We start from the raw sequence: 26,739 nt of genomic DNA on the forward strand, positions 1-26,739 counted from the left end.
GCGGCTCGCTGATTTTTGCCGCGCAAAAAGGGACAGACACGACTTGTCCTACGAGAGGTGACGTTTCTTCTCCGTTATAGGAGACGGTCAGCGATAATATTCTTCTGAATCTCGCTCGTCCCTTCGTAGATCTTCGTGATGCGAGCGTCCCGATAGTAGCGCTCGACCGGGTGATCGGAGACATAGCCTGCACCGCCGTGGACCTGGATGGCCTCATCGGCCACGTCGACGGCGTGCTCGGCGGCGAACAGCTTCGCCATGCTGGCGAACTTGGCTGCTAGGTCGTCGTCGCCGTTCTCGACTTGGGAGGCGGCGCGGTAAGTCAGCGACCTGGCGGCCTCGATGTTGGTCGCCATCTCGGCGAGTTTGTGCTCGATGGCCTGGAACTCGCCAATCTTCTGGCCGAACTGCTCGCGTTCGTCCGCGTAGTCGAGGGCGGCGTCAAGGGCGGCCTGGGCAGCCCCGACAGCTTGGGAGGCCACTCGGGTGCGCCCGGATGCAAAGAAATCCATGAGCTGATAGAAGCCCTTGTCGACTTCGCCGATGACGTTCTCCTCGGGGACGCGAACGTCGTCAACGATGACCTCAGCGAGGTCCGACGCCCGGATTCCGAGTTTGTTGTCGATTTTCTCGGTCTTGAAGCCGTCTAGGTCGGTCGGAACGAGGAACGCTGTGATGCCACGGTGGCCCTCGTCAGGCGAGGTTTTGGCCATCATGACGCCGACGTCGGCGACAGTGCCGTTCGTGATCCACATCTTGGTGCCGTTGAGGACGTATCCGTCGTCGTCCTTCTCTGCGCGGGTTTCGATCCCCGCAACGTTCGACCCGTGGGCCGGTTCGGAGATTGCCGAGTACGAGGCGGCCTCACCATTGGCTATCTTGGGGAGCCACTCCTCTTTCATCCACTCGTCACCATACTTGATGATCATGTTCGTCCCGAACCCAGCACTCCCGACGGCACTCCCGATACCTGGGTCGGCACGCCAGAGTTCCTCAGTGACGAGGACTGCCTCGAACAGGTCCATGCCTGCGCCGTCGTATTCGAGGGGAATGTGGGGGGCAACAAAATCGAACTCAGCAGCCTTCTTGCGGAGTTCGATCGGATAGGATCCGTCCTGGTCATGTTGTTTTGCGACCGGTTTGATCTCGTTTTCGCCAAACTCACGGACGGCCTGCTGGATAGCACGGTGCTCGTCCGATAGCTGGAACGCCATGGCAGATACTAACACGTGCTGTGTAAAATATATTCTGATATCTCCAACCTTCGTTAGGTAAGACAGTCAGATAGAATTCCTGTGGAAAGCGAGACGGCCGACTTCAGCTGTCGTTTCGGAGTTCGTACTTCTGGACTTTCCCTGTCGTGGTCCGTGGCAGTTCGTCACGGAACTCGACGATTCGTGGGTGTTTGTATTCCGCGAGGTTGTCGAGTGTGTACTGTTTGATCGCTTCTTCGGGCACGTCTACCCCGGGTTCATACCCCGGCGCAGGAACGATGAAGGCTTTGACGGTCTCTCCACGGCGGTCATCGTTGGTGCCGACAACGGCTGCGTCCGCGACCGCGTCGTGCTCGTACAGGAGTTCTTCGACTTCCCGAGGGTAGACGTTGTAGCCGCCAGTGATGATCATATGATTCTCCCGGTCGACGATGTAGACGAAGTTGTCCTCGTCCCAGTACCCTAGGTCTTCCGTGTGGAACCAGCGCTTTCCGTCCGCGTGGGTGAACGCGTGTTCGTTCGCCTCCGGCAGCCCGGAGTAGCCCTGCATCACGTTCGGCCCGGCGACGACGAGTTCACCGACCACGTCGTCAAGGTCGACTTCCGACTCGTCGATGGGACCCTCCTCGACTCGGGGCATCTCCTCGAAGTCCTGGTCGACGATCTTGGCGTCGACATTCTCGACGGGCTGGCCGATGCTTCCTTTGCGGCGTGCACTGGGTCGGTTCGCGTGCGTGACGGGACTCGTTTCAGTGAGCCCGTATCCCTCGAACAACGATATCTCGAACAGTTCCTCGAACCGCTCTAGGACTTCCATCGGGAGGCTGGACCCCCCGGAGTTGACGAACCGAAGCGACGTGAGGTCGACCTCGTCGGCGTTCGGCTGGTTGATCATATCGTTGAACATGGCCGGGACGCCGTACATCACGGTGATGGCCTCTGACTCAATGAGGTCGAAGACGACCTTCGGGTCCCACTCGGCTACCGGATAATAGGTTGCCCCGGTGAACACCGCGGCGTTCATCACGGCCGACATGCCGTAGATGTGAAAGAGCGGAAGCGTACCGATGAGGTTGTCCTCGTGGTTGATCGACGGTTCCAGTAGCGCCGTATTCGATCTCGTGTTCGATGCGAGGTTGTGATGTGATAGGAGGACGCCCTTTGGCTGGCCGGTCGTTCCGGAGGAGTACGGCTGGACTGCCACATCGTCGTCCGCGCGCTTGACGACGGGGACCATCTCGTCGGCCAGGAACTCCTCGAAGTCCGTCGCGCTCTCGACGGGTGCCCCGACGCTGACGACGGTCTCGACGTCCGTCTCCGGTTGCACCTCGGCGACGGCTTCGGCGTTTTCAGAGAGGGTCACGACGGCTTTCGAGCCACTATCGGAAAGGAGATGGCTGATTTCACGAGCCTTGTACTGGGGGTTCATCGGCACGACGATGCTTCCGGTCCGGAGGGCCCCGTAGAAGGCAGTCACGAACTGGGGGAGGTTCGGGAGATAGATGGCGATGCGGTCATCCTCGCCGATCCCGCGGTCGTTGAGTGCGGCCGCGAACTGGCCGGTGCGTTCCCAGAACGTTTCGTATGTCTGTTCGGTTCCGTCGTAGGATAGTGCCACCGAGTCTGGCGTGGACGAGACAGTATCAGCCACTTCCGTTACGAGGTTTGTCATGACAGTGTGCTGTTGTTGCTACCTCGACACAAAAGTTTTCTCGATTGTGCCTCCCTCGATGGGGCGTCACGAGCACCGGGCCGAGCTAATCGTGTACGATGACATAGTCGAGGTCGGCCCTACTGATGGCGTCGAGCAACGGTAACTCGGTTGTTCCCGGATTGCGAAACATGTGTTCGACGCTGTCTGTTCGAGCACGCCGAGAAGTAGGTCTATACCCGTCTATCTGTCTGACATGTGAATATCCCAACCGCGGTGCCCTCCCTCAAAGTAGTTGACTTCCGCTTGCAGGTGCACTGCTTGTTTGGCATCAGAAGCGACGAAAAGCGTCGGGTCAGAGGTGTTACGGTTCTCGAATCTCGGCTGATGGTGTAACGGCTTTGGGGAGGCGGTCGAGTTGGGCCAGCGCCATGCCAACGAGTGCGACCGCCGCGGTCACGATTTGGAGTATCGTCGCAGTCGTACCACCAATAAACCCAGACAAGGCGGGTCCGTACAGCGCACCGAACGCGAGGAGAAGATAGACGAGACGGTGGGGAATACCGAGCACATGTCGGCCGTCGAAGCCGATGGTGACGGCTGTCAACGCGATGACGCCGACGAACACGCTGACCGCGGCCACAGGCGTTCCGGTCACGGTCCACGTGACTAAGCTATCGTTTGCGACCAGCGCGAACGGAATAAAGAAGCCCGCGATCCCGATTCGGAGCGCCTGTTTCGCCGAGATGAGGAAACCGCTGTCCGCGATACGCGAGGCGACAGCGACCCCGACGGCTACTGGTGGCGTAATCGCCGACAGCATCGCGAAGTAGAACACGAACAGGTGCGCCGTGATTTCGGCCACACCGAGTTCCTGCAGCGGTGCCGTCAGCAGTGCCGCCACGAGCACGTAGGCTGCCGGCGTCGGCATACCGAGGCCGAACAGAATGCTGGTGAGCATCGCGAGGATCAGCGCGATCAGCAGGACCCCGCCAGCCAGTGCGACCATCCGCAGACTGATCTTCCCGGAGAGGCCGGTCTGGGTGAGCATCTTGATGATGACACCCATTGCAGCCAGGACACCGACGAGGGGTGCCATGTCGAGTGCACCCTTCTTGAACCCGCGCAGGGTCTTGACTGTCGTGACGAACAGTTGCTTCCCGACCGTGACGCCGACGGACGGTGTCGAACCAGTCGCATCGCGCGTCCCTGCCACCCATGCGTCCGCTGATTCGTCACCGATGAACAGGAGCGTCACGTCACGGACGTACATGACGGCGACCAGAGTCACCACCGCGTACAGTCCGGTTGCCAGTGCGGACAGTTGCATTACAGCGAGCGCGTAGACCAGCACTGCCATCGGCACGAGGAAGTATCGGCCCTGGAAGAACTGTTCGACTGCACCAGTGAGTTCTGCCCTCCCACCACTGACCGATGTCGTGGCGACACCGTGGACGTACCGGCCTATGAGAAGTGCAACGATCGTCGCGACGCCCGCGAGGACGAGCGACAGGCCGCCGATCTGGCGTGCCGCGGAGAACGCGCCGACAGCGAGGCCGAAGTACGCCGTGATGACGAGCGCACTCTTGCTGAACACGACTTCGAGGATGCCGCCAATGTCTTCTCCTTTGTCGCTGGTCCAGCCGTATCGGAGCACGGCGAACTGAACGGCGACACCCACGCTGAAGTAGAACAGGAGCGCGGGAATGAAGCCAGCCTGGATGATGCGGACGTACGGGACACCAATGAAGTCGGCCATCAAGAAGGCGGCGACGCCCATGACGGGTGGCATGATCTGGCCACCACTAGACGCGACGGCTTCGATGGCGGCGGTGAAGTCCTTGCGGACGCCCTGGCGTTTCATCATCGGGATGGTGAAACTACCCGTCGTCGCCGCATTGGCCGCCGCACTCCCGGTGATCGATCCCATGGCCATCGAGGAAATGACGGCGACGTGGACGATCCCACTCCGAAGCCGCTTGCCGAGACGCTGACTCAGATCGAGGATGATGTCCAGGATACCGTACGCCCTGGCCAGGCCGGCGAACATGATGAAGATGGCCACGTACTTCGCACCAGCCTGGGTGATAAATCCGTATAGACCGGACCGTTCAATCTGTGTCGCACCGTACAGGGAGACGTCACGAAGACTCAACCCGGTGTGCTGGAGGAAGCCAGGGAACACCGAGCCGAACAGCGCGTACAGGACCGACCCGACGCCGACCAGCGCGATTGACCAGCCGTAGGCTCGTCGCGTGGCGTCGAGAGCTATCACGACGACGATCAGCCCCAGCGTGAGGTCCGTGTTCGAGTAGCCGAGGAGGATCGCATCCCCGGTGAGTCGGTCGTAGCCAGCTACGAAGTAGTAGCCGACAATCGCCGAGGTGACTGCCGTCGCGAGGCACAGGACTATATCGACCCGAGCGTACAGGGTCCGCATGGACTCGCTCCACCTGCCGACAATCGGGCCGGTGATCACCGACGGGCCCTTCGCGACGCGCTCGTAGGCAAGATGAAGGTAGTACAGAGAGAGTCCAAAGTGGAGAAAGACCATTCCGTGGATGATCTGTGTGAACGGGCGAGCCCAAGCGTAGTAGATCGTATAGCCTGTGAGCGCGACCGCGAAGAGCGACACCAGAGGTAACAGCAACCGTTCCGAAAGCGACCCCTCGGAGAGGACTGCGAGCAGGTCAGCCGGTGAAGTTGCTGGATCGTCGGTTGTCTCGGTCATAATTGAATTGTAACGGAGGTGCCCTCGGCCCTACTGTTCTTTCCCGCGCTCGAACTCGTCAGACCAAATGCCTTTCTCCTGATAGAAGTCGGCTGCTGCAGGGTGGAACGGAATACCGGGGTACGCGTTCTTCACCCAAGCGTCGCCCTCTGCCATCGGCGCGAGGAGACCGGTTTGCTCTTGGAGTCCTTCGCGCTGTGCCCAGAGCGTCTCGAGGAACGACCTCAGCGTGTCGTAGTCGTGGTCTTCGCGGACGATGAAGTTGTACGCCAGCGTCGGTGTGCTGAGCGTGTCCGGCGTGTAGCCGTACTTCTCGAACTGGCTCATGTCGATGTCGGAGATGACGACGGCCGGGTCGTCTTCCAGTTCCGAGACGATCTCGTCGGGCCAGTTGAGGACGCGGAGATCAACGGTGCTTTTCATCTGCTGGAGCCACCCTGGCTCGATAGAGAGGTTGACGTACGTCGCGGCACCGGCGTCGAGTCGTCCCTCGCTCATGGCACCGGCCTGGTCACCGTAATCGACACTCGTCCGCTTATAGTCGTCAACGGCGAAACTGAGCGCGTGCTCGAGCATCTCGGCCGTCCCAGATCCGCTCGGTGTAGGCGAGACGCTCGAGTCGGCCGTGATGTCCGTGACGCTGGTCCAGTCGTCGTTCGCCGTCGCCAAGAACCACGCTAGGTCGTACAGGTGGAACACCTGATAGGGCTGATAGTCTAGGTCACCGAACGGTTTCTCGCCCTGACGGATCTTGTTCGCCGCCCAGTTCTGGACGTACGCAATCTCCGTTTTCCCCTGAATGACTTCCGAAACGTTTCGGTTCGTTCCCTGACTGGGTCGCGCGTCCACGGAAATGTCTGAGTTCTGACTGACTGCCGACGCGAGGACCTGGCTCATTGAATAGGCCGCCGTCGTCTCCGAGGCTGTCTTCATGATCATCTCGCCGTCGGAGCCAGGACCCGTCTTACTCGCTCCGCCAGAGTTACCGAAACACCCCGCGAGTCCAGCCGTGCCGATTAGCCCAGCAGTACCGACTGACCGTTTGAGGAATGACCGTCTAACGACACCATCGGATTTGTGATTACCACACATAGAATCTGTATTAACAGTCACACATTAAATAGTCTTCCATGAAAAATATGTTATGATACACGCAGCTATAGTTAACATCTGAAGCTTCTATGAAGCACAGAACCAGTTGCTGTCTTGTGATTACGTATTGCACACACTCGATACAATGGTCACGCAGCTGAATGATTCTTGACCTTTCGCGCACGAAACGCTTTGCCAAAGGCGAACTCGACGAGAAACTGAACGGATACCAACGGCTTATATGCTCTTAGCGTAAAATGGCGTAGTACTGTGGTTTCGCTCGCTTCCCTTTTTGGGAGAGATGCTAGTGTCCTCTACAATCGGAGTTTCCAATTACTCTTACTGACCAACCTAACCCCGCCGCTCGGTGTTGCGCTCATTTCGCCCCTGTTAAACACTCTCACAGGACCGTTTGCCGTCTCAGGTGCGAAGATCGGACTGCTTGTTACTGCATTTTCCGCACCGAGCATCGTTTCGATTCCGCTCGTCGGATCGCTCGCGGACCGATACGGCCGGAAACCGGTGTTAGTTACTGGATTGCTAGTGTTCGGTGTTGCTGGTGCGGCCGTCGGATTGACGACGGATTTCCATACCGCGTTAGTGTTTCGGTTCGTACAGGGGATCGGGTTCGCAGGGTTGACGCCAGTCATCGTCACTAGTACCGGTGATCTCTTCCAAGATAGTGCTGAAGCAACAGCACAGGGCATTCGGTTTGCCACGTCTGGAGTGACGATGATGGTGTTTCCCCTCGTCGCGGGAGCGCTAGTGGCGATCGCGTGGCAACTCCCGTTCTTCCTTTACGGGATCTCGATACCTATTGCACTCGTGTTGCTCCTATTTCTTGACGAGCCACATACGCGAGCGGCGTCGAAAGATACCACCGAGCAGCCGAACTTTCGGGATCTCATTGCCTATCTCGACACCCAGATTACAGCGTTGTTGATCGCACGTGCGGTCCCAAATGCGTTCTATACGGCGTTTCTGACGTATAACTCGCTAGTCATCGTACGCGTCCTTGATGGGTCACCGGGACAGGCCGGGTTGCTCGTCGCGACGGCAAGTTTGGCTCACACGGTTGCAGCGACACAAAGCGGTCGGATGACGGCGTACTTCAGCACTCGTTTTCAACCACTCCTTGGTGCTACACTGGGTATGAGTGTCGGGCTTTTGTTCGTGGGGGTCGCGCCTTCCTACCCGGTCGTGGTCCTTGGGAGTGCGTTGGTTGGCTTTGGATTCGGAACGACACTATCTCTGTACAGAAGCGTTATCACGAGTATCTCAGAGACGTTACGCGCCGGTCTTGTGAGCATTGGGTCGGCACTTGGCCGCGTCGGGTCGACGTTCACACCGGTTCTCATCGGCGGCGGGATCAGCCGTCTGAGTCCACTCGTCGGGACTACTGGTGCGATCAAAACCGCAATTGTCTTGCTGAGCATCGTTGGGGGAACAATCGCCCTCGTTTGTTTGCTCGTTTCTGACCTTCATGGCCATTCTCACTGCCACGTGGGAAAGTATAGCTGAATACAGTCACAAGTATGAAACAGGCCATCTCGCTGGCCATTAGCGACAGCGATAGTATCTATCTAGCAGGATTCACTGATCTACGAGTCAGGAACAATCGACTCCAACCCTTCCAGCTTCCCACTCTCTATCGGTGACCCTGTGCTGGCCTCAGGTGCGGCATCCATCGAGTCCCCACACGGCGGCTTCAATTACTACCTACAAGCAGGCCGATTGATGCCAGATTTCTCAGTGATGCACAGGTCGACAGGGACGGAGACAGCAACTCCACTGTCATCGGCGATTATGACGTCCCGGACGTTCGCCTTCCCGGGAGCGGCGGGGCCTGCGAAATCGCGGGCAACGTCGAACGAACCACCATCACCACATCCTACCAACGCCAGCGTTTCCATGAGAAAACCGACTTCGCCACAAGCCCTGGCTTTATCGACAGCGAGGGAGCCCGTGAGAAGCATGGTCTTCGAGCGGAAGGGTTCACAACAGTCATTACGGATATGGCCGTGATGGGCTTCCAAAACGAGGAGATGGTTGTTGAATCGATTCATCCCGGCGTTGGACGAGAGGATGTGCGGGAGGCGACTGGCTGGGAGATCAAATTTGCGGACGATGTTGGCGAAACGGAACCGCCAACTGACGATGAACTCCGACTGATTCTCAAGGAGTTGGACCCAGACGGGGTCTACCTCTAGTCGGTTTTCGGTCGGAACTTCGCACCGTAGCGGACGATACCTTCCTGATCGTAGATGCGTCGAACCGTCGCCTCCACGCGGTCGCCGCGACCGCATTCGTGCGGGTCACAGTCGGTAAGCATCCCAGGGACGCGTGCGCCCTCATCGAGTTCGATAAGGACCGCACCGATGGCATCCTCGGTGTTAATTAGCTCCGAAAACTCTGGCGGTGGTCCTCCCTCGATAACTGTGTGAGCGACGATTTCTCCAGTTCCCTCCGGTTCGGCCGGTTCCAGCGCGCTGCCAGGGGCAGCACAGTTGATACAGGCACCTTCAGGCGGGAACTTTGTCGCACCGCATTCTCCGCACTCACCAATCGTCAACCGATAGCGACTGTCGAGATTCTGCCACCACGTCGGGACGCTGATATACGCTCCCATCACTCAGCACCTCCGTCAGGGAGAATATGCCCACGTTTCCGAAGGTACTCCGCGTACGAGATATCAGTCGCCGACCGATCAATTTCGACTGACAGCGATCCCTCAATTGTGACGGCGTCAGCCCCAGCGCCGTCGCCGAAACCGATGACAGTCACGGGACTCGCGTTGTTCTCCCAGGCTGAGATCAGGCCAAATAGTGGACTCGCCGCGCCGGTATCGCCGAGCTTGTCGGCATACTGGTAGACAGTAGCGCCGTCAGCAACGCTCGCTGCACGATTAGGGAGAGAACCATCGGGTGCTGCTGGCGCAATCGCAGCCGGTGGTTCCGCCAATTTCTCGACTGCGCCGCCGATTACCGTGGTGTACGCATCGCGCTCGTAAGCGGTAGCATCATACTTTTCAGTCGTTTCGGCTCCGCGTCGCCGGAACCGCGTCCCAGGATACTCGCTTGTGTATGTCGCTGTCTCGACTACGTTCGCGCCGTCGTCTCCGATAAGGAACGCTACGGCACCTGCACCTGCTGCGTGGTCGACAGCGTCGTCAGGCTCGCCCAGCGGATAGTCGGCGGCAACGACCAGACTAGGTGTGTCCGCACGGAGTGCAGTAACCAGTGCGCGTGTTCCTGCCCGTGTAGACTGACTATGAACCACCACTTCGGTTGTGCTATCCAGTCCGAGAATCTCAGCGACTTGGACTCCGATGTCACCTTCCTCTACTGGTGGCGTGGTCGTGCCAAGCGCCAATGTTTCGATGTCCTCGCGTCCGTGGATTGACGAAGCGAGCGCGTCTTTTGCCGCTTCGATTGCCATGGTTACTGCGTCCTCGTCGCCGGCTGCCACACGTTTCTCATCCACACCCCGAGCCTGGAAGCCGCCCCATGCTTCGGCGATGGTGTCGGCAGTAATCCGATATCGTGGAACGTACGTCCCGGCGCTTTCGATGGCACTCATGCCCATCCCTCCTCGTAGATATGAACAGCGACAGCGCCACCTGACCCTCCGACGTTATGCGAGAGTCCTCGCTCGAGGCCGTTAACCTGCCGATCACCGGCTTCACCCCGTAACTGCTTGAACACTTCCGCGCACTGTCCGATCCCGGTCGCGCCGATCGGATGGCCCTTGGATTTCAGCCCGCCGGATAGGTTGACTGGCCGTTCACCATCCGGTTCAGTCGCTCCGGACGCGATGTACCGGCCAGCCTCTCCCTTCTCGCAGAAACCTAAGTCTTCGTAGGCTATCAGTTCAGCGATGGAGAAGCAGTCATGAACTTCCGCGAAATCAATTTCTTCAGGACTGACGCCTGCTTCCTCGTAAGCCTGTTCTGCTGCATCCTCCGTAGCTGGAATACCAGTGATGGTCGGACGTTGGAACAGACCGACGGCTCCACTGGCCTGTCCGCTTCCAGTGAGCCGGACCGGAGAATTAGTTAGCTTCTCTGCCGCTTCACGGGATGCTAGTATGGCAACACTCGCACCATCTGATGTCGGACAACAATCGTAAAGATTCAGCGGATCAGCTATCGTCGATGCTTCCATCGCGTCTTCTAGCGAGCAATCGAACCCAAGGTGTGCGTGGGGATTCTTTGCGCCATTCCCGTGGTTTTTCGCAGCAACCCGAGAGAGGTGCTCACGAGTTGTCCCATACTCGTCCATGTGTGCCGACGCCATTTGTGCATATACCCCCGCGAAGGTCGTGCCGGCCATTCGTTCCCATTCTGTCTCTCCGGAAACCCCAAGCCAGTAGCGAGTTTGTTCGCCACTCATGTCAGTCATGATTTCAACTCCGCCTGCGACTGCGATGTCGGAAACGCCGGCTCGGATAGACGTGAGCGCCTGGCGGAGTGCAACGCCGCTCGCTGCACAAGCGTTTTCGACACGGGTACAGGGTGTCCCGTCAAGTCCGACGTACTCGGTGACAGCTGGGCCAGAAAGTCCGAGTTGACGACCGCCGACGCCAAGTGTCCCAATAAATGCCTCATCTACTTCGGTGCGGTCGAAATCGCCATCAACGCTTTCGACGGCACTTTCGAACGCTGAGCTGAACAGCGAGCGATAAGATTCGTTGGGAAAGGTGCCGAATTTTGATTGGGCAGCCCCCACTACGTACACATCTCGCATACCGGAATGGATGTAGTCGTTATGTAAATAATTTATCGTCGGAAATCGAAGCCACTGAGGAAAATGACTCTCGATTTAGCCGCTTCTCGAGACGGAATCGACGGATCGGAATCGGGGGAGATGAGTCTGTGCGACGATGAGCAGCACCGAGACAACAACGACACCGATACGCGGCGCCGTCCCCGGCCAGACCATCGCAAGCGTGCCTAATAGCACGAATATAGCTCGGACACCGTAACTGAACGGCGACGGGATAGCGAACGGCTTCGGTGCACAGTTCAGACCGTGAGTAATCGTGACTGCACCGAGCAAGACGATAAGTCCGGAGCCAGCAGTCATAGGACCGAATCCGCCGGTTACAATCTCAGAATTGTAGATAAACGTGAACGGGAGAACAAACAGGGGCAGTCCGAGCTTGAGCGCTTCCAGAGCTGTCCGCCAGAAGTCTGCCTCCGCGATTCCAGCGGTAACAACTACCGCGATTGCTATTGGTGGCGTGATTCCTGAGAGGATTGCTGCATAGAAGACAAAAAAGTGTGCGGCCAGCGTCGGTACGGCGAAGTTGGTGATTATCGTTGGGGCGATAAGTAGTGCAACGATCGTATACGCTGCGACTGTCGGCATACCTAGTCCCAGTATCAGGCAGATGATCATCGCCAGAATAACAGTGAACAGCATAACACCACCCGCGATACTGACCAGTGCAATCGACAGTTTTCCCGGCATCCCAGTTGCGTTCAGCAAGTCGACAATGCCGTTGACTGCTGCGATGATAACCGTGATTGGTGCAATCGCGATTGCACCGAACTTGAACCCAGAGACTGTGCTGCTAAATGCATCTGTAACGGTCTCGACAGGGCTGAGTCCGTTCTGTGCGAAGCTTAGAAGAATGGGAAGACCAGAGCCTGTCAGAACCATCGCTACGCACGTGTACAGCGCGGATGAAATAACCGTCCACTGCGCAATACCGAGAGTGTAAAGCAGCACAGCAAATGGAACACCGAAGCGCAGCGCTTCAATTACTGGATGATACCCGTCCGCGACCTCCTCGATACGCTTCTCGAGATTGATCCCATCCTGCGGGAGCTGTTTGATCGCCATGTAGTGCACACCGATAGCGACTGAGATGTAGAAGACAAGCGCGGGCACAATTCCAGCGACGAGGACATCTACGTACCCAACGGAGGGAACAAGTGACGCCATCACGAAGGCCGCCGCGCCCATCACCGGCGGCATAATTTGTCCACCAGATGACGCAACGGCTTCAATACCACCCGAAGTTTCGCTTTTCATTCCACTTTCCTTCATCAGTGGAATGGTGAACGAGCCCGTCATTGCAGCATTCGCTGTCTGTGCACCGTTAATTGATCCGACGATGAGACTTGACAAAACAGCCGATTGGGCGACCCCAGACTGCAGGTACTTCGCCGTCCGAAATGAGAGTTTCATGATCAGATCAAACGCGCCGTATCCGCGCATCAGGCCTGCATACAGCAGGAACATCGAGACCTTGACAGCGACTGTTTGTGTGATTGACCCGAAGAACCCGTCGAACTCCATCGTTAGTAGATTGATTATCTGGCGCTCTCCAATCCCACTGTGGCCGAATATTCCTGGGATTGCGTAGCCGAAGTAGGCGTAACCGATCGTCGCGATGACGACGCCAACGAAGGCTGTACCGAACGCTCGATAGGTCAAATAGAGCACGACTATCGAAAACACTGCACCGAGGGCGTACTCTCGTGGCAGTGCATACCCGATACGACGGGTCTCCAGTACCTGGTAGTGCCACCACACATACCCGGGACCGATAATGCTCATCGCTGTACAAAACCATAGCCAGAGCCGTTCAAGTAGGCTTCCCGCCTCTAAGTCACGCAGTTGTTCAACAACGTAAATCAGCATTCCGCCACCGAGGAATACGGCAGCAAACTTCGCTCGAGGTACTTCTTGGTTCCAGGCGTATAAGATGATCCGCGCCCAGAAAAGCAGGGAAACCGCTGTGAGGAGGTTGTTTAGCAGATGCCTGCGCTCAAACCCTAGCGGCGACCATACGGATGGTTCACTTTCTCTGTGACTCATTATAAGCTATGGACATTTTGTCGAGGAGTTTAACCCTGAACTTCGCCACGCGTGTAGGCGCTCATGTCGACGCCCTGCTCTTCAAGGAAGTCATACGGACCTGCGTGGACCGGGTGATCTTCGAGGAAAAGCGAAGCCATGGTCTCCGGGTCGCTGTGGTCACGGTATGCGGGCTGTCCGTCTTGGATGGATCCAGTGTTCTCGTGGCTAATGCGCGCGAGTTCGTAGCCGACGTCTCGCGAAATCGACGGACTCAGGAAGAACTGGAAGTCGGCACCGTAGACATCCAAGTTGTCTCCGTTGAAGTCCTGATTTTCCCAGCCGTAGGCCTCGATTTCGCTGTGAGTGGTGCCACGGGTTGAATTGGCACCTTCAATGAATGAGTCGGTCCACTCGACGGGATGAAGAGCCGCCCTAGCGTCGACTTCAGTTGCCCAGCCGGGGAGATTAGCGAATCCGGATCCATAGCTGATTAATGCGTCGGCGCTTCCCTCCTCGATTCGACCGGCGACCTGCCCTGTGTCAGCGTTGACGATGGAGCCGGAATCTTGGAGTTCACTCCAGAGGCCGGCATTCTGAAGCACTACTTCTGCCTGCGAGCGAAGCCCCCACTGGGGGGGAAGTGGCCAGAGATTCTTCCCGACGAGGTCATCAGTTGTCTCTATTCCCGACCCATCGATTGCGAGGATGTGCATATGGAGCGTTGCGAGGGAGAACAGCTGATGTGGGATTTCTTCTACCGGACGCTCCGAGAAAGGCGGTGCGTCCTGCAACGCTGACGCGATGACGAAGTTCCCGCTGGTCATTGCTTGTACGTTCCCCTGATTGTACTGTCGAAGACTCGGGGGGTCCCCACCGGTCTCTTGATTATTCCACCGGATTTCACCGGCTGGTTCGGTTTCACCTGAGACGCCCTCAATAACACGTTGGAGAGAGTTACTTGCGGAACCGCTCGTGGTAGTGGCGCTCGGAATTCCGACCCCGATGGAGGTTGTCCCGCCTCCGCCGCCGTTGCTGTCGCCGCCATTGCCGTCACTGTCGCCACTGCTATCTCCGTTTCCGAGGCAACCGGCCAGTGCGAATGTTGTTAAACCGCCCGTGGCCTTCAGCATATTCCGTCTACTAACAGGGGGCATACATACCATCACATCAATGATTAACATAAAGGTTTGGTCCACCGGTTGGCTTCTTCTTCGGTTGAGGCTGGGAATTCCAGAGAAGGTGGTCAGTGCATCATTCGAGCGCACGCGTTCATTATCCCGCAAATTCGGTACGTTAGATAGCACCCGTCGTAACGACTAAGAAGAACGGCAATTACGCACAAGTATGCAGCCATTAGAGGGCATTACTGTCGTTGATGCGACACAAGCCTTGGTTGGACCGTTCGCCACCCAGACGCTCGGTGATCTCGGTGCCGAGGTCCTCAAGATTGAACATCCAACCCACGGCGACCTGACGCGTTCATTCACGCCCGAATACAACGAGCTGTCGGCCTACTTTGTTAGTCTTAATCGGAACAAGCGAAGCCTCACCCTCGACTTGACTAGTGACCAAGGGCAGGATATTCTCCACGAACTGCTCGAAAAAGCAGACGTATTCATACAGAATTTCAGTCCAGGAGACGCCGAGAAGTTCAATGCGGACTACGATACCGTCGCTGAACTAAACGACGAGATTATCTACTGTGATGTATCCGGCTACGGCGAAGACAGTCCGTACAGCGAGCAGAAAGCGTTTGACATTGTGCTGCAGGGTCGATCCGGTATTATGAGCGTCACTGGAACCGACAACCAGCCCGCTCGCGTGGGCATCTCAGTATCAGATATCGCGGGGGCAATGACTTCTCTGTATGCGATTACGACTGCTCTCTACCACCGTGAGCGTACCGGGGAAGGAGAACACATCCAGTTGGCGATGCTTGACTCGAGTTTCCAGTTTCTGCTCTATCACGTCACAACCCTCTTCGCCACCGGGGAGAATCCTCAGCGGATGGGGACTCGCCATCCAAACTTGATGCCGTACCAAGCGTTTGAGACAGCAGACGGGTTCCTCGTTGTCGGCGTCATCAGCGAGGGACACTGGGAGCCCTTCTGCCACGCAATCGACCGCGAGGAATGGCTGGACCGTAAGGAATACGCCACATTCACCGACCGCGTCTCAAATCGGGCTGAACTCGACCAAGCTCTCGATGAAATTTTTGCCCAGCGAACGACTGAAGAATGGATGGATCGCCTTAACGCCGAAGGGGTTCCCTCGACACCCCTGAATACCGTCGAGGACATCGTCAACGACCCCCATATTGAGGCCACCGACATGATTACGGAAATGGAACACCCTGACCTTGGAACCTTTCAATCGCCTGGTAACCCTGTGAATTTTGAGGGTCTCGAAACAGACACGAGTCAGGCCCCCCCGATGCTCGGAGAACATACCGACGAAATACTTGCAGAGTTAGGATACAGCGATGAGGAAATCTCTCGGTTCCAAAGCGATGAAATCGTCTGAGCAGGTAAAATATCCAGCGACAACTCTCAACAGGAACGGTCTCGAGCAGGTCATTACACGATTCCTAGTGTCATTGGGACGCCACTATTTGATCCGTCGCCGTCAGATGGCGAATGAGCGTAACGTTTATTTGTTTCCCAAATTCTCCTAAATCCATGCGTAGCACAGTTATTAGTGCAGGGAACATGAGTCACGGTCTCGCGCAAGTTCCGGCCGGTCCTGGCCATGATGTAACGTTGAACGACGTGGATCAACAGCGTGTACAGAATGGGCTTGATTCTATTGGGAACAACCTCACAGAAGGCGTCGAACGAGGAAAATGTTCAGAGGAAGAGCGCAAAACTACCTTAGAGAACATCGAGGGTCCCGCAGACTTCGAAGTTCTAGACATTGCAGAATACTTGACTGAGGAGTTCGGTGAGCGGTTCCGCCCATCCCAGATTCCCCGTCGAAAGGTTCGTGCCGGCAAATCTGGAAAGAAATCTGGGGAGGGGATCTACGTCTGGGAGGGCGGTGCAGCTGTCCGGCCTGCTGAGGAGGATTACCGATGAGCGAGTTTGACGAGTACGAAACGGTGGCTGTTGAGTTCGGTACGATCGCTAAACACGTCGCTACGCTTACGATTAGCCGGCCAAACGCGCGGAACGCGCTAAATGGGACGGTTCGCTCGGAGGTTAAGATGGCGATCGACGCATTGGAGGAGACTGAGAGGGACGTCCGAGTGCTAGTGATTACAGGCGACGACGACGGAGGTGCATTCGTGGCGGGTGCGGACATTAGCGAATTCCGGGACCGCGATCAGTTCGACCAGCGGGAAGCGAGCACCCAGCCACGGATTTACGAGCGTGTTGCAGACTTCCCACTCCCCGTTATCGCTGCGATCAACGGGCACGCACTTGGTGGGGGGTGTGAACTCTCGTTGGCCTGTGATATTCGCGTCGCCAAGGAGGGAGCAAAGCTTGGCCAGCCTGAAATTGGCCTTGGTCTTATTCCAGGCGGTGGCGGTACCCAAAGACTGCCACAAGTGGTTGGAATGGGGCAGGCGATGAAGCTTATACTGTCTGGAGAGCTGGTAGACGCTACGGAAGCAGAAGAGATTGGTCTCGTTGAGGAAACGCATCCTGAGGGCGAGTTTGAAGCGCGTCTCTCGGAACTCGCGAGGACTATCGCAGAAAAGAGTCCGAAAGCACTTGAACACGGTAAGCGTGCCCTCTCTGCGAGTGCGGAGATGAATTTAGATGCAGGATTGGACTACGAATTGGAGTTGTTCACCTCTTTGTTCGCCACTAAGGATATGCGGGAAGGGATTGAAGCGTTCTACGAGGACCGAGACCCCGAGTTTACCGGCGAGTAGCTACGCTGGAACTGATGCGGTGTGATACGCATGTTTCACCGTATTGGGTCTTAAACAGCCCGCTCTCTGACAGCTAGCGGCGACTAAGAGGTAGTAGCACTGAATTCAGTTGAGTACACGAGCCAACACACTACGGATGGTTCTTTGATATGAGGCATCGTCGCTACAATTGGTTTGATTTTAGACAGCTGATAGGGGGGTTACAGGTAGACAGTCTGGGCAGGTGTTTCTGAATAGGAAACACTCACATGACTGCAGACTACTGCTAAGGTGTGAGCAACGATACACCAGACCGGACGGAGGGCGGCGAGATTGATGCCCCGATCAAGAGTTTAGGAACTGCGTTTACAGTTATTGATGCGCTGAAGGAGAATGATGGTGGTCGAGTCACCGAAATTGCGGCAGAAACAGGGCTGTCGAAGAGTGCGGTCTACAAGCATCTCACGACCTTGGCAGCACATGGATACGTTGTCAAGGAAGGTGACCGATACCAGTTGGCCCTTCAGTTTCTGGATCTTGGGGGCTATGTCCGAGATCAGTTCCCGAGTACAAACATTATCAAGACGAAGGTACGAGAACTCGCCGTTGAAACAGGGGAGGTGGCACAGTGTATGACTGAACAGCATGGCAAATCAGTCGTTCTTTATCGAGAAGCAGGGGCCAATGGAGTCCCCTCACGAACGCGGCCAGGCACACAGATGTACTTACACCAAACCGCGTCTGGGAAAGCAATTCTATCACAGCTCTCGATTGAGCGTGTTGACGAAATAATCGGCCGTCACGGCCTTCCTCGTGCGACTGAAGCCACGATCACAGACCGTGATGCGCTGGTCGAAGAACTCGAAACCATTCGGGAACGCGGTGTCGCCTATAGCGTCGGAGAAAGCACTGAAGGGCTCTATGCTGTCGCTGCACCTATGACTAAGCCCGATGGAACAGTACTCGGTGCAATCGTCGTTTCGGGTCCGAACCACCGAATGCGCGGGTCGCCGATGGATGACGAGTATCCTAATCTTCTTTTGAGCCTCGTCAATGAGATAGAGCTCACTATCGCCCACTCATAGTGCCAAAGCGGGCCTATCTTCGGGTATCGGATTTAATTGCATTGAGATACTACGCTGCCTTTCTCAACAAGCGAGCTTAGTGTGGTAATGTGGAGAATACAGCGTTGCACGGTTCTCAAACGCGTTTGACGTACGGTCCACAGGCCGACGCAATCGCGACAATCGCAGCCGTAATGGACAGTCCAGCCCTGTTTCTAGTTAGGAAACAGACAATCACATAGTGTCTGTGAGGAATATACACTTTCTGAACATTATTCGGAGTTTTAGTGAGTGAGTGTTTATTAATATCGAGCTATCTCAGCAATAAGACACAGATTGCCTTCTTAGATGCCGTTTTCCATCTGGGTTGGCGAACCGGTAGTCCGCTCTTCGCTACGCCTTATCCTCTCAGAGGGATTTCGATGACATGTTTGTAATAAGGCCCTGATGGTTGCTGTTACACTGGTAGAATTACAGTACTATGTTTGTAATGGAACCATGGTGATTGCTGTCACACCGGTAGAATTACAGCACTATGTTTGTAATAAAATAGCCGATGAACTGATTCATAGATATGTAGTAAGTTCTACCCGATGATATTTTACTTAGTAGAAGCTGGGAAAAAACATATGCCATAACAATAATCGTCCGTCGTTACGTCTTGGACACCACTCGAATTTGTAGACGAAATGCTTGACTCGTCTTTACCCCCATGGATATATTGTTCTGTATTTGCGATTCATCGAATGGACCATGTCTAAATCGTCCGACAAGCCGTTTCCTATTAAGAAACAACAGCTTTTCTTGGTACCATACAACAATAATGCGGTTCCAAATACACTAGTTCAGTTCTCTTTCGAGATTCAGAGCGCCTCCAAATTCTCACTGACACCCTGCCTTAGTAACAAGCGGTCTTCCTGTCCAGAGCTGATTGGAACGAGCTATCGGTCGTTAACCAGTATTCCTATGTCGAAAAGCCGCGCCGCTCACGGCGCGAGGATGTCACAGGGAGGCAACAGCACTCCCCGTAACCACTGTTTCACCGTCTTGATTTATGACCGTGACATCTACTTCGACATGCGTTCCTTCATCTGTCTCATCTACTGCTGTTACCTCAACTGTGGTAGAGAGAGTATCTCCAGGCCAGACCTGAGCGTTGAATCGTGTCCGGTATTCGTCGAGATGCTGGAGACCGAGAGCTTCGCGGACGGAGCGTGATGCGATCCCTGCCGAAAACATGCCCTGTCCAAACACAGCGTCGTAGCCCGCTTGCTTCGCGTGTGGTTCGTCGTAGTGGATCGGGTTAAAGTCGCCACTCGCTCCAGCGTACTTCACAAAATCCGCCCGGCCCACGTCCGTGACGGTATGCTCGAACAAATCGCCTACCGTAAACTCGTCAGTCACTCTGACTCACCTGCAATTGCTCCCCCTGTCTCGATGCGAGTATTATACGCTGACAGTACATGTTCACCATCTTTATCCCTGAAATCTGTACGTAGGACGGCAAACGTCATGGTCCCACCATTGCGGCCTTCCCGCTGGTAGATCTCTTCCATAGTAGTATCCCCGACAAGAACATCGCCTACGTAGAGTGGTCGATTGTACTTGTACTTTTGTTCACCATGAACCACGCGGGCGCGGTCAAATCCGAGATCAAATCCGAGGCTATAATCGATGCCCTCGGGACGATACCGAGAGAAGTACGATGTCCGGGGAAACGTAGGTGGCGCAGGAATCGTTTCGTAGCCCGCTTCGTGTGCGGCGGCCTCGTTGAAGTAAATCTCTGCCGTGTCGTGTATCGCACGCGCGAACTCTGCAACCTTCCCGCGCTCAACTTCAAAGTCTTCGACCGTTCGATTCGTCTCACCGATAGTCTCTCTCAACGCTTCGAGGGGTTTCGATGGCACAGTCGTCTTCTTGTGTATCGCAACAAAAAACGCCTGATTCAAATCATAATTGTTCATGCAGGGATCTCATTTCCAGCCATCGATATACGTAGAAAACCAGAACAGCGCACGGCCGGACAGACTGACACTCGAACTACTCGCTGGACGAAACCATTACCGGACACTTCGCTGAGAGCATCACTGACTGCGTCGTGCTCCCGAACAAGACCTTCCCCGTCGGACTCCGCTTGCGACCGCCCATCACAATACTGTCAGCGCCAGTCTCGTCAGCAATAGCTATTATCTGCTTCGTGATGTCGCCATGTTCACGTCGCTTCGACACCGCCGCAACGCGCGAATCCAGGTAGCTCTCAACGGCCGCAACGCTATCCGGATATTCGGATTTATCCCACACGTCCTCGGACTTGACCTGCCCAGCCTCACCCGTGACGTCGAACTCTTCGAAGACGTTCAGAATAACAACATCGACCGCTTCCTCGGCACTCGGAAGGCTCGAAGCGGCCTCCGCCGCTTTCATCGCTCGTTGCTCGCTCTCTCCTACCGGAAGTAGCACTCGGTACACATCACAAATTCGTACACAAGTTCTGATAAAAATTTGCCCTACCAGACGGGTCATGGTTACCGAGGATCAAGGCGGGACCGGCTACGTTTGGGCTAGCAGCGCTCAAAAAAGTCCAATGCGGCTCAACCAGTTTACCCTCTCGTGTTCGGGACCACTTGCTTTTCTCTCGTCGACCACATGGAATCTCTGTCTTGGGAGCCGAATTCGACTAAGTCCAGAAATCCCCAACTACACAGCAACCCCTCATCACGGGAAAGACCATGCCATCTCTCCGGTATTCGTCTCTGTCGCTTTCGCCTCGATGGCTTCGACGAGCGGTTCGGTGGCGTCCGTGATTTCGATGTCGTCCTCGTAGCCGCCGGTCTTCCGGCCGTCCTCGTACATCGTCATGCACATCGGGCAGGCGACCAAGCGGTCGATGTCCGGTCCCGCGTCCGTGTCCTCTAACGCCTCGATGTTTTCTTCAGCGACCATCTCGAAGAGGCCCTCCTCGCCGGCGTGGCCGATGCGCCAGAACGTGGACCGCGTTTCGGCCTTGGCTTGCGCTAACCTGTACAAGGGCATATCTCAACTCTAGGCGACCACTCAGAGAGACTGAGACGATATTATCTCAGTCGGCGCTACTGAGTTTTGAATGGTTTGACATAAAAATTCGCGCTTTGTCCCGAGGTACTACCTCAGACGCCCGGTGGTTCCCCGCCGAACTCCTCGATGAGTCTGGGCATGACGTCGAAGAGGTCGCCGACGACGCCGTAGTCTGCGATGTCGAAGATGGGCGCATTCGGATCCGTGTTCACCGCAATGATGGTATCCGCGCTTTTCATCCCGGCGACGTGCTGGACGGCGCCGGAGATGCCGATGGCGAGGTAGACGTCCGGCGTGACCTGCTTGCCGGACTGGCCGACCTGCCGGTTCTTTGGCAGCCAACCGTTGTCCACGATGGGGCGTGAGGACGAGAGCGTCGCGCCGGTGACCTCGACGAGTTCCTCGACGAGTGCGAGGTTCTCCTCCTCCTCGATGCCGCGGCCGATGGAGACGAGGAACTCCGCTTCGGCGATATCGACGTCGCCGCCGCCAACCTCCTCGAAGCCCTTTACCGTTGACCGGATCGCGTCCTCGTCGACATCCACGTCGAACGCCGAGATTTCGGCGTCACCGGAGCCCGCAGTGGGCGGCCACTCGCCGCCGCGGACAGTCACCACGAACGGCCCCTCCGCGACGTCGACGGTGGTCTCGACCTTTGAGCCGTACATCTCGCGTGTGACTTCGAGGGTGCCGTCGGCGTAGTCGAGGCCGGTAGCGTCGGAAACGTACGGGCGCCCAAGTCGAATCGCGACCGCGGGCGCGTAGTCGAGGCCATTGACGCTGTTCGGCGTCACGACGACCTCAGGGTCGAGCTCTTCGGCAAGCGCGACGGCCGCCTGCGTGTAGACGTCGTGGTTGAACTCCTCGCCGTACTCAACCGTGTGAATCCGGTCGACACCCTCGCGGTTCAGCGACTCGGCGAACTCCTCGACACCCCCGGAAATGACGGCCGCATGGAGGTCGCCGCCCGTAGCGTCCGCGAGCTCGCGGCCCGCGGTTAGCGACTCGAAGCTGACGTCCCGCAGGTCGCCGCGGCGGTGGTCGGCGACGACGAGTACGTCGCTCATTCGCCGACCACCCCCTTCTCGCGGAGTACATCAGCCAGTGCGGACGCCTGCTCGCCCGCGTCGCCCTCAAGGTACTGGGCGTCGCTCTCGGTCTCCGGCTCGTACATCGCCGTGACGTCGAGGTCGCTCGTGACGTCGTCGGCGCCGAGCCCGAGGTCCTCAAGGCTCTGGACGTCGGTTTCCTTCGACTGGGCCTGCCGGATGCCGCGCAGGCTCGCGTACCGCGGCTCGTTGATGCCCGTCTGGATGGCGAGCACGGCAGGGAGCTCGACGTCGGTGAGTTCCTCGATGCCGCCTTCGAGTTCACGGCGGACGGACGCCACGCCCTCCTCCAGCACTTTCTCGGTGTCAAGGGCGTTCACAACGGCCGCCCACTCGTAGCCAAGTGTTTCCGCGAGCGCGATGCCAGTCGCGCCGAAGCTGTCGTCGTTCGCTTGGACACCCGAGAGCACGACATCCGGGTCCTCATCCTCGACGACGGCGGCGAGCAGTTTGGCCTTTGTCTCGACGTCGAGCAGGTCAACATCGTTGATGGCGTCGTCCCAGACCCGGACCGCGCGGTCCGCGCCCTTCGCGAGCGCCATCCGAATCGTCTCCTCGCTGCGCTTGGGTCCGATGGTGACCGCGACGACTTCGACGTCGTCGCTCGCTTCCGCGAGCTGGACGCCCTCCTCGACGGCGTAGTCGTCCCACTCGTTGAGGTCGTAGTTGAGGTAGGTCTCCTCGATCTCCGTGCCGGAAATTTCGAAGTCGTCCTCGACGGTCGCAACCTCCTTGACAGTGACAAGGATCTTCATGTCACAGCAGAAATATCCTGTATTGTTAAGTTTTATCATTAAATAGAGGAGAGAGCGACACCCAGTGTGTATCGAAGGGAATGGTATTTACTTGACTGTTTCTGGGGTTGCGTCATCCACTCGCTAGCCTGGGTTTCCGTTGGGCCAGTTGGAACCTCAACGAGGGAGCTCTCCTTCACCACGTTATCATAGGTCGCTGGTGGTGTTTCATGAATTCCGTCACCACCACGGACCGATGGTTCGGTTTCGAGGGCAATATGAATTAACGGGGGACAGTCACTTAATGCATCCTTTAGACCATTCATTACATTCATGTCGCCTGGACTAGGGATGACAATCGTACCTGCAACTTCACCACCTGACTCGGCATATCCCCAGGCATTATGAGAAACCGCAGTCTCGTGACGGGCATACCTACCTCAATTCCAAATTCATTCATGGCCTTATTCAGCGGGAGTGTCTGCCTGCATGGGATGCCGAAGATAGTTTCTACGCCTTCTGCTGAAAGGCGCTGACTACCTCATCACCAACGGTCATACAACCCCTCTGTTTTCGGAGGTTTGCGGGTATTCAAGTTCAGTTCTGTGGTAGATATTACTGACACCCAGTCGATCCCTAAAGTTGATCATATCGTGAGTGAGCACCGTAGTGTTCAGATAAGGGTTGAAGAGTGGGGCGTAGCGTTTTCTGCGTGATTCATGCCCGAAAACGTACGCCTCAGCGGTAGTCTCGACCAATTTGACTTAGATTTTGTGGAGCGAGAAGCGACACCGCAGATGCTGATGAATCTGAGTATTCAGTTATATCTGGCTGTACTATCACTCTCGAATACTGTTTCAGTTTTTGATGTTTTTGGTGTCAAACGCGCTCGGTCAACTGTCCATAACTGGGTGCACAAAGCAAATTTACAGCCCGAAGATGGACAGTCTCCGAATCACGTTGCGGTTGACAAAACTGTGATCCAACTCAATGATGAGAAATATTGGCTGTACGCAGCTTCGATCCAGAAACGAACAAGTTGCCCCATACGGGGCTCAAACCGACTAAAACGAGGTTCTGTCTCATTCGTTTCTCACCGAACTCAGTGCGAAACACGACGTCGATGACGCCGTGCTTCTCGTCGATGGCTCGAGATCGTTGCAGGCTGTGTGTCATCGGCATGGCTTCGATTTCAGATGCGAAAAAACATGGAAATCGGAACGCCTTCAAACGTGTATTCAGAGAAATAAGAGGCCGAACCGTATGTTTTTCAAACTGTTTCAGCAACGCCGAAGCAGGATCAGCCGACGATTGGATGAGGTCATTCAGGTTCGCATGGAATCAGCTTATCTGAACACAGTGGTAAGCACACCTACTGAACAGTTGATCCACCCTAGTCTCTTTGAGATCACCCTGACCTGCTCACGCCATATGCATTGAGATGACCAGTCTCAACTGCTGTCGACCCCCGGCCTGTGCGAGGTCATGCCTGCATCCCCGCGTCCTCCACAAGACAATCAGGGGAACCGAACGCGCCGACAGTTCCTAGCTGCAGGAGGAGCGGTTGCCGCTGCTGCCCTTTCTGGCTGTAACGGGCTGCTGGGAACCGGGCCACGAACACTTGAGACCGCTGTGCACGAAAACTCAGCAGACGAACTGTCGTGGGACTTCCCGGACCAATCCGACGCAGAGAGTATCGGGTACGTCGAAATCCACAGGGAACCACAATTCGACTCGGAAGAATCGATGCCGGCGAGAGGGTTCGGCTTCAACGCGAGCAGTGATCCGTCATCGTCTTACGAGCTGGACCAGTTCACGGTGGCGTTCGACACCCCGAGTACCTATTCCGACCAGCACGTCCAGATCACTTACTTGGTGAGCCCACCAACGCAGAGTGACAGCTTCAACACCTCCTATCAGCGTATTCAAGCTGGAACGACACATCGGAAGCTCGTGATTGAGATGAATAAAATCGATACAGGTGGGACAATCAAATTCCCCGTCGGCATTCGGGACGCTCAGTCTCTCCCGTCAAAGTTACACTGTTCGTTTTCGGTTCAGGCATCCGAACCCGGAACGTTTGGCGAAACAGTAACTGCATCGGGTTCTGGCACATTCGAATTTGGTTGAGACGGAGCGCAGCCTCGGTTCACCATCTGTGACTGAAATACGGCAGAATGACTCGGTTCAATGTCTCCACTGAGGAGTTCATCAATGTACTCAGATATAGCGGCGTGGAATGCTGTTATTGACTATTTGACCGCTATAACCGCTTGATTATCCGTTCCCCGTGCTTCTCACTCTGTTGAAGAACGTTTCATATTCAGCACTCGGTTCCTCATATAACCTAAATAGGTCGGATCCGATTGTGCTAAATACAAGATGTGGTTACAGCATCAGCCATAGTCTGTCTATTGTTCGTATCAGCCAGTCCGACGCAGCCATCTCCGTTTCCCGAGAGTACATCAGGTTGCCCTGAACGTCGAGGTTTCTAAAGCAGGTAGCTCACATTTCGCGTACGGTCACAGTCCCTACCATATTAAGAGAATGTAGGAGGCACAGATACGGATACGTACCCGGTTCCTCAAACGTATGAATGAATGGCCCTTCTGGAAGTATATCGCCCTTTCGCGCTGTTCCCCAGTCCTCAACCGCAGCCTCTGCCGAAGCAAACCCTCCACTTGCAAAGTACTCACCGTTCTCCGGGAACACCCTATCATCACCCTCGGGAATCGCCTGTCCGCCATCCTCGCCGGTCACGGAGTGAGCGATCCCCGTCCCGTTCACCCACCCGACGCTGTCACCTGGTTGAACTGTCAGTGACTCCGGGTAGTATCTCATCAGGCCCATCTGGATGACGTGGTCGGTATCGGGCTCGACGACTTTGGGAGGTGGTGGAATTTCGCCTGCCGACGTCCGAACCACGACTTTTCCGGCCATCGTCTCAAAATCCTCATGTGGAAGACAACAGTAGTGATAGTGTCCAGGGACGGTAAACTGGTGCGCAAACCTGTCGCCCGGACTAAGCAGTCCGGGATCCGTCTGTTCGGACCGAGCAGCGATTTCGGAGTCAAACCCACCGCTCGCGAAGTAGTCCGCCTCTCCGGGGATTCGTTTTTCGTAGGCAGTAACGGTATGCTTGAGACTCTCGATATCCCACCATGTGACTGTCTCACCAGGGTTGATGACAAGCCGACCAGGGTTGAACCCGTTGGACTGGACATCAATCCGGGGTTTTGGTGGTGGCACCCCAGGGATAGATGTAGAGCAGCCTGCGACGCTGGTGAGTCCAGCCATGGCAATACCTTGGAGTAGCGACCGTCGTGTCCACTTCGCCATTACGTTCTTTTGCACCCCACAATGCAATACTTATTGGGTAGATGATTGCTATGAGAACTGAGTCAAAGAGAGGTCTTAGGGCATGG

The 26,739-nt window shown here is 56.2% G+C and carries 22 protein-coding genes and 3 pseudogenes; 8 read left to right on the forward strand and 17 right to left on the reverse strand.

The genetic code is table 11. The features are described 5' to 3' along the window. Positions 1-74: 74 nt before the first annotated feature. From RBH20_RS18410 to RBH20_RS18425, 4 genes are all read right to left on the reverse strand, one after another. Positions 75-1,214, reverse strand: coding sequence for an acyl-CoA dehydrogenase family protein (locus RBH20_RS18410; RefSeq protein WP_306711395.1), 1,140 nt, complete (start codon positions 1,212-1,214; stop codon positions 75-77). Between the two features lie 103 nt (positions 1,215-1,317). Continuing rightward, a complete protein-coding gene (locus RBH20_RS18415) occupies positions 1,318-2,886 on the reverse strand; it encodes a long-chain fatty acid--CoA ligase (RefSeq protein ID WP_306711397.1) in 1,569 nt (522 codons plus the stop codon). A gap of 343 nt (positions 2,887-3,229) precedes the next feature. Then, the gene (locus RBH20_RS18420) at positions 3,230-5,596 is read right to left on the reverse strand and encodes a TRAP transporter fused permease subunit (RefSeq protein ID WP_306711399.1); all 2,367 of its coding nucleotides are present in this window, start codon (positions 5,594-5,596) and stop codon (positions 3,230-3,232) included. Between the two features lie 30 nt (positions 5,597-5,626). Next, positions 5,627-6,529, reverse strand: a complete 903-nt coding sequence (locus RBH20_RS18425; RefSeq protein ID WP_306711401.1) for a TAXI family TRAP transporter solute-binding subunit — start codon at positions 6,527-6,529, stop codon at positions 5,627-5,629. 429 nt (positions 6,530-6,958) lie between these two features. On the opposite strand from RBH20_RS18425, the gene RBH20_RS18430 reads away from it, so the two are divergent. After that, a complete protein-coding gene (locus RBH20_RS18430) occupies positions 6,959-8,209 on the forward strand; it encodes an MFS transporter (protein WP_306711403.1) in 1,251 nt (416 codons plus the stop codon). 212 nt (positions 8,210-8,421) lie between these two features. Further along, positions 8,422-8,898 carry a CoA-transferase gene (locus tag RBH20_RS18435; RefSeq protein ID WP_373567986.1) on the forward strand — a complete coding sequence of 159 codons (477 nt, stop codon included), beginning with the start codon at positions 8,422-8,424 and terminating at the stop codon, positions 8,896-8,898. Here the strand turns inward: RBH20_RS18435 and RBH20_RS18440 are convergent. From RBH20_RS18440 to RBH20_RS18460, 5 genes are all read right to left on the reverse strand, one after another. Next, complete coding sequence (locus RBH20_RS18440) at positions 8,895-9,317, reverse strand: Zn-ribbon domain-containing OB-fold protein (protein WP_306711405.1); 423 nt, start codon at positions 9,315-9,317, stop codon at positions 8,895-8,897. The two genes, RBH20_RS18435 and RBH20_RS18440, sit on opposite strands and share 4 nt — an antisense overlap. Beyond that, on the reverse strand, positions 9,317-10,267 hold the full coding sequence (locus tag RBH20_RS18445; RefSeq protein ID WP_306711407.1) for a hypothetical protein: 951 nt from the start codon (positions 10,265-10,267) through the stop codon (positions 9,317-9,319). Before RBH20_RS18445 ends, RBH20_RS18440 begins: the two co-directional genes overlap by 1 nt. After that, positions 10,264-11,433: a thiolase domain-containing protein gene (locus RBH20_RS18450; protein ID WP_306711409.1), complete on the reverse strand. Its 1,170-nt coding sequence runs from the start codon at positions 11,431-11,433 to the stop codon at positions 10,264-10,266. The genes RBH20_RS18445 and RBH20_RS18450 overlap by 4 nt, the downstream gene beginning before the upstream one ends. A gap of 75 nt (positions 11,434-11,508) precedes the next feature. Beyond that, on the reverse strand, positions 11,509-13,515 hold the full coding sequence (locus RBH20_RS18455) for a TRAP transporter fused permease subunit (protein WP_306711411.1): 2,007 nt from the start codon (positions 13,513-13,515) through the stop codon (positions 11,509-11,511). Between the two features lie 29 nt (positions 13,516-13,544). Beyond that, positions 13,545-14,651, reverse strand: coding sequence for a TAXI family TRAP transporter solute-binding subunit (locus RBH20_RS18460; protein ID WP_306711413.1), 1,107 nt, complete (start codon positions 14,649-14,651; stop codon positions 13,545-13,547). Positions 14,652-14,841: 190 nt separating this feature from the next. Between RBH20_RS18460 and RBH20_RS18465 the strand changes: the two genes are divergently transcribed. The 4 genes from RBH20_RS18465 to RBH20_RS18480 all read left to right on the forward strand — a co-directional run bounded on the left by RBH20_RS18465 (position 14,842) and on the right by RBH20_RS18480 (position 18,438). After that, positions 14,842-16,020, forward strand: a complete 1,179-nt coding sequence (locus tag RBH20_RS18465) for a CaiB/BaiF CoA-transferase family protein (protein ID WP_306711415.1) — start codon at positions 14,842-14,844, stop codon at positions 16,018-16,020. A gap of 155 nt (positions 16,021-16,175) precedes the next feature. Continuing rightward, the gene (locus RBH20_RS18470; protein WP_306711417.1) at positions 16,176-16,571 is read left to right on the forward strand and encodes a 3-hydroxyacyl-CoA dehydrogenase NAD-binding domain-containing protein; all 396 of its coding nucleotides are present in this window, start codon (positions 16,176-16,178) and stop codon (positions 16,569-16,571) included. Further along, complete coding sequence (locus RBH20_RS18475) at positions 16,568-17,374, forward strand: enoyl-CoA hydratase/isomerase family protein (RefSeq protein WP_306711419.1); 807 nt, start codon at positions 16,568-16,570, stop codon at positions 17,372-17,374. The genes RBH20_RS18470 and RBH20_RS18475 overlap by 4 nt, the downstream gene beginning before the upstream one ends. A 272-nt stretch (positions 17,375-17,646) precedes the next feature. Continuing rightward, complete coding sequence (locus RBH20_RS18480; RefSeq protein ID WP_306711422.1) at positions 17,647-18,438, forward strand: IclR family transcriptional regulator; 792 nt, start codon at positions 17,647-17,649, stop codon at positions 18,436-18,438. Positions 18,439-19,419: 981 nt separating this feature from the next. Here RBH20_RS18480 and RBH20_RS18485 read toward each other — a convergent pair. From RBH20_RS18485 to RBH20_RS21375, 7 genes and pseudogenes are all read right to left on the reverse strand, one after another. Continuing rightward, entirely contained in the window at positions 19,420-19,821 is a 402-nt protein-coding gene (locus RBH20_RS18485) for a MaoC/PaaZ C-terminal domain-containing protein (protein WP_306711424.1), read from the reverse strand. After that, entirely contained in the window at positions 19,818-20,381 is a 564-nt protein-coding gene (locus RBH20_RS18490) for a MaoC family dehydratase N-terminal domain-containing protein (RefSeq protein ID WP_306711426.1), read from the reverse strand. The genes RBH20_RS18485 and RBH20_RS18490 overlap by 4 nt, the downstream gene beginning before the upstream one ends. Positions 20,382-20,457: 76 nt before the next feature. Beyond that, entirely contained in the window at positions 20,458-20,886 is a 429-nt protein-coding gene (locus RBH20_RS18495) for a universal stress protein (RefSeq protein WP_306711428.1), read from the reverse strand. Between the two features lie 246 nt (positions 20,887-21,132). Continuing rightward, positions 21,133-21,354: pseudogene (locus RBH20_RS18500) on the reverse strand (hypothetical protein); the annotation flags it as partial. A 209-nt stretch (positions 21,355-21,563) separates the two neighbouring features. Continuing rightward, complete coding sequence (locus tag RBH20_RS18505; protein WP_306711430.1) at positions 21,564-22,538, reverse strand: electron transfer flavoprotein subunit alpha/FixB family protein; 975 nt, start codon at positions 22,536-22,538, stop codon at positions 21,564-21,566. Then, positions 22,535-23,335, reverse strand: coding sequence for an electron transfer flavoprotein subunit beta/FixA family protein (locus tag RBH20_RS18510; RefSeq protein ID WP_306711432.1), 801 nt, complete (start codon positions 23,333-23,335; stop codon positions 22,535-22,537). The genes RBH20_RS18505 and RBH20_RS18510 overlap by 4 nt, the downstream gene beginning before the upstream one ends. A 149-nt stretch (positions 23,336-23,484) precedes the next feature. Beyond that, positions 23,485-23,819, reverse strand: a pseudogene (locus tag RBH20_RS21375) (thiamine pyrophosphate-binding protein); the annotation flags it as partial. A gap of 214 nt (positions 23,820-24,033) precedes the next feature. Between RBH20_RS21375 and RBH20_RS18520 the strand changes: the two are divergent. Both RBH20_RS18520 and RBH20_RS18525 read left to right on the forward strand, forming a co-directional pair. Then, positions 24,034-24,668: pseudogene (locus RBH20_RS18520) on the forward strand (IS6 family transposase). Positions 24,669-24,799: 131 nt separating this feature from the next. Further along, complete coding sequence (locus RBH20_RS18525) at positions 24,800-25,444, forward strand: hypothetical protein (protein WP_306711434.1); 645 nt, start codon at positions 24,800-24,802, stop codon at positions 25,442-25,444. A gap of 375 nt (positions 25,445-25,819) precedes the next feature. Here RBH20_RS18525 and RBH20_RS18530 read toward each other — a convergent pair whose 3' ends face one another. Beyond that, positions 25,820-26,653, reverse strand: a complete 834-nt coding sequence (locus RBH20_RS18530; protein ID WP_306711435.1) for a plastocyanin/azurin family copper-binding protein — start codon at positions 26,651-26,653, stop codon at positions 25,820-25,822. Between the last annotated feature and the right edge of the window lie 86 nt (positions 26,654-26,739).

This window comes from Haloarcula sp. H-GB4 (assembly GCF_030848575.1).
Taxonomy (GTDB): Archaea; Halobacteriota; Halobacteria; order Halobacteriales; family Haloarculaceae; genus Haloarcula.

Bases quoted from the DNA above. Each gene is read 5' to 3' on its own strand.
- RBH20_RS18455 (WP_306711411.1), bottom strand. From the start codon at position 13,515: ATGAGTCACAGAGAAAGTGAACCATCCGTATGGTCGCCGCTAGGGTTT.
- RBH20_RS18445 (WP_306711407.1), bottom strand. From the start codon at position 10,267: ATGAGTGCCATCGAAAGCGCCGGGACGTACGTTCCACGATATCGGATT.
- RBH20_RS18490 (WP_306711426.1), bottom strand. From the start codon at position 20,381: ATGAACAATTATGATTTGAATCAGGCGTTTTTTGTTGCGATACACAAG.
- RBH20_RS18420 (WP_306711399.1), bottom strand. From the start codon at position 5,596: ATGACCGAGACAACCGACGATCCAGCAACTTCACCGGCTGACCTGCTC.
- RBH20_RS18465 (WP_306711415.1), top strand. From the start codon at position 14,842: ATGCAGCCATTAGAGGGCATTACTGTCGTTGATGCGACACAAGCCTTG.
- RBH20_RS18450 (WP_306711409.1), bottom strand. From the start codon at position 11,433: ATGCGAGATGTGTACGTAGTGGGGGCTGCCCAATCAAAATTCGGCACC.
- RBH20_RS18530 (WP_306711435.1), bottom strand. From the start codon at position 26,653: ATGGCGAAGTGGACACGACGGTCGCTACTCCAAGGTATTGCCATGGCT.
- RBH20_RS18510 (WP_306711432.1), bottom strand. From the start codon at position 23,335: ATGAAGATCCTTGTCACTGTCAAGGAGGTTGCGACCGTCGAGGACGAC.
- RBH20_RS18475 (WP_306711419.1), top strand. From the start codon at position 16,568: ATGAGCGAGTTTGACGAGTACGAAACGGTGGCTGTTGAGTTCGGTACG.
- RBH20_RS18410 (WP_306711395.1), bottom strand. From the start codon at position 1,214: ATGGCGTTCCAGCTATCGGACGAGCACCGTGCTATCCAGCAGGCCGTC.
- RBH20_RS18440 (WP_306711405.1), bottom strand. From the start codon at position 9,317: ATGGGAGCGTATATCAGCGTCCCGACGTGGTGGCAGAATCTCGACAGT.
- RBH20_RS18470 (WP_306711417.1), top strand. From the start codon at position 16,176: ATGCGTAGCACAGTTATTAGTGCAGGGAACATGAGTCACGGTCTCGCG.
- RBH20_RS18415 (WP_306711397.1), bottom strand. From the start codon at position 2,886: ATGACAAACCTCGTAACGGAAGTGGCTGATACTGTCTCGTCCACGCCA.
- RBH20_RS18525 (WP_306711434.1), top strand. From the start codon at position 24,800: ATGCCTGCATCCCCGCGTCCTCCACAAGACAATCAGGGGAACCGAACG.
- RBH20_RS18460 (WP_306711413.1), bottom strand. From the start codon at position 14,651: ATGCCCCCTGTTAGTAGACGGAATATGCTGAAGGCCACGGGCGGTTTA.
- RBH20_RS18425 (WP_306711401.1), bottom strand. From the start codon at position 6,529: ATGAAGACAGCCTCGGAGACGACGGCGGCCTATTCAATGAGCCAGGTC.
- RBH20_RS18505 (WP_306711430.1), bottom strand. From the start codon at position 22,538: ATGAGCGACGTACTCGTCGTCGCCGACCACCGCCGCGGCGACCTGCGG.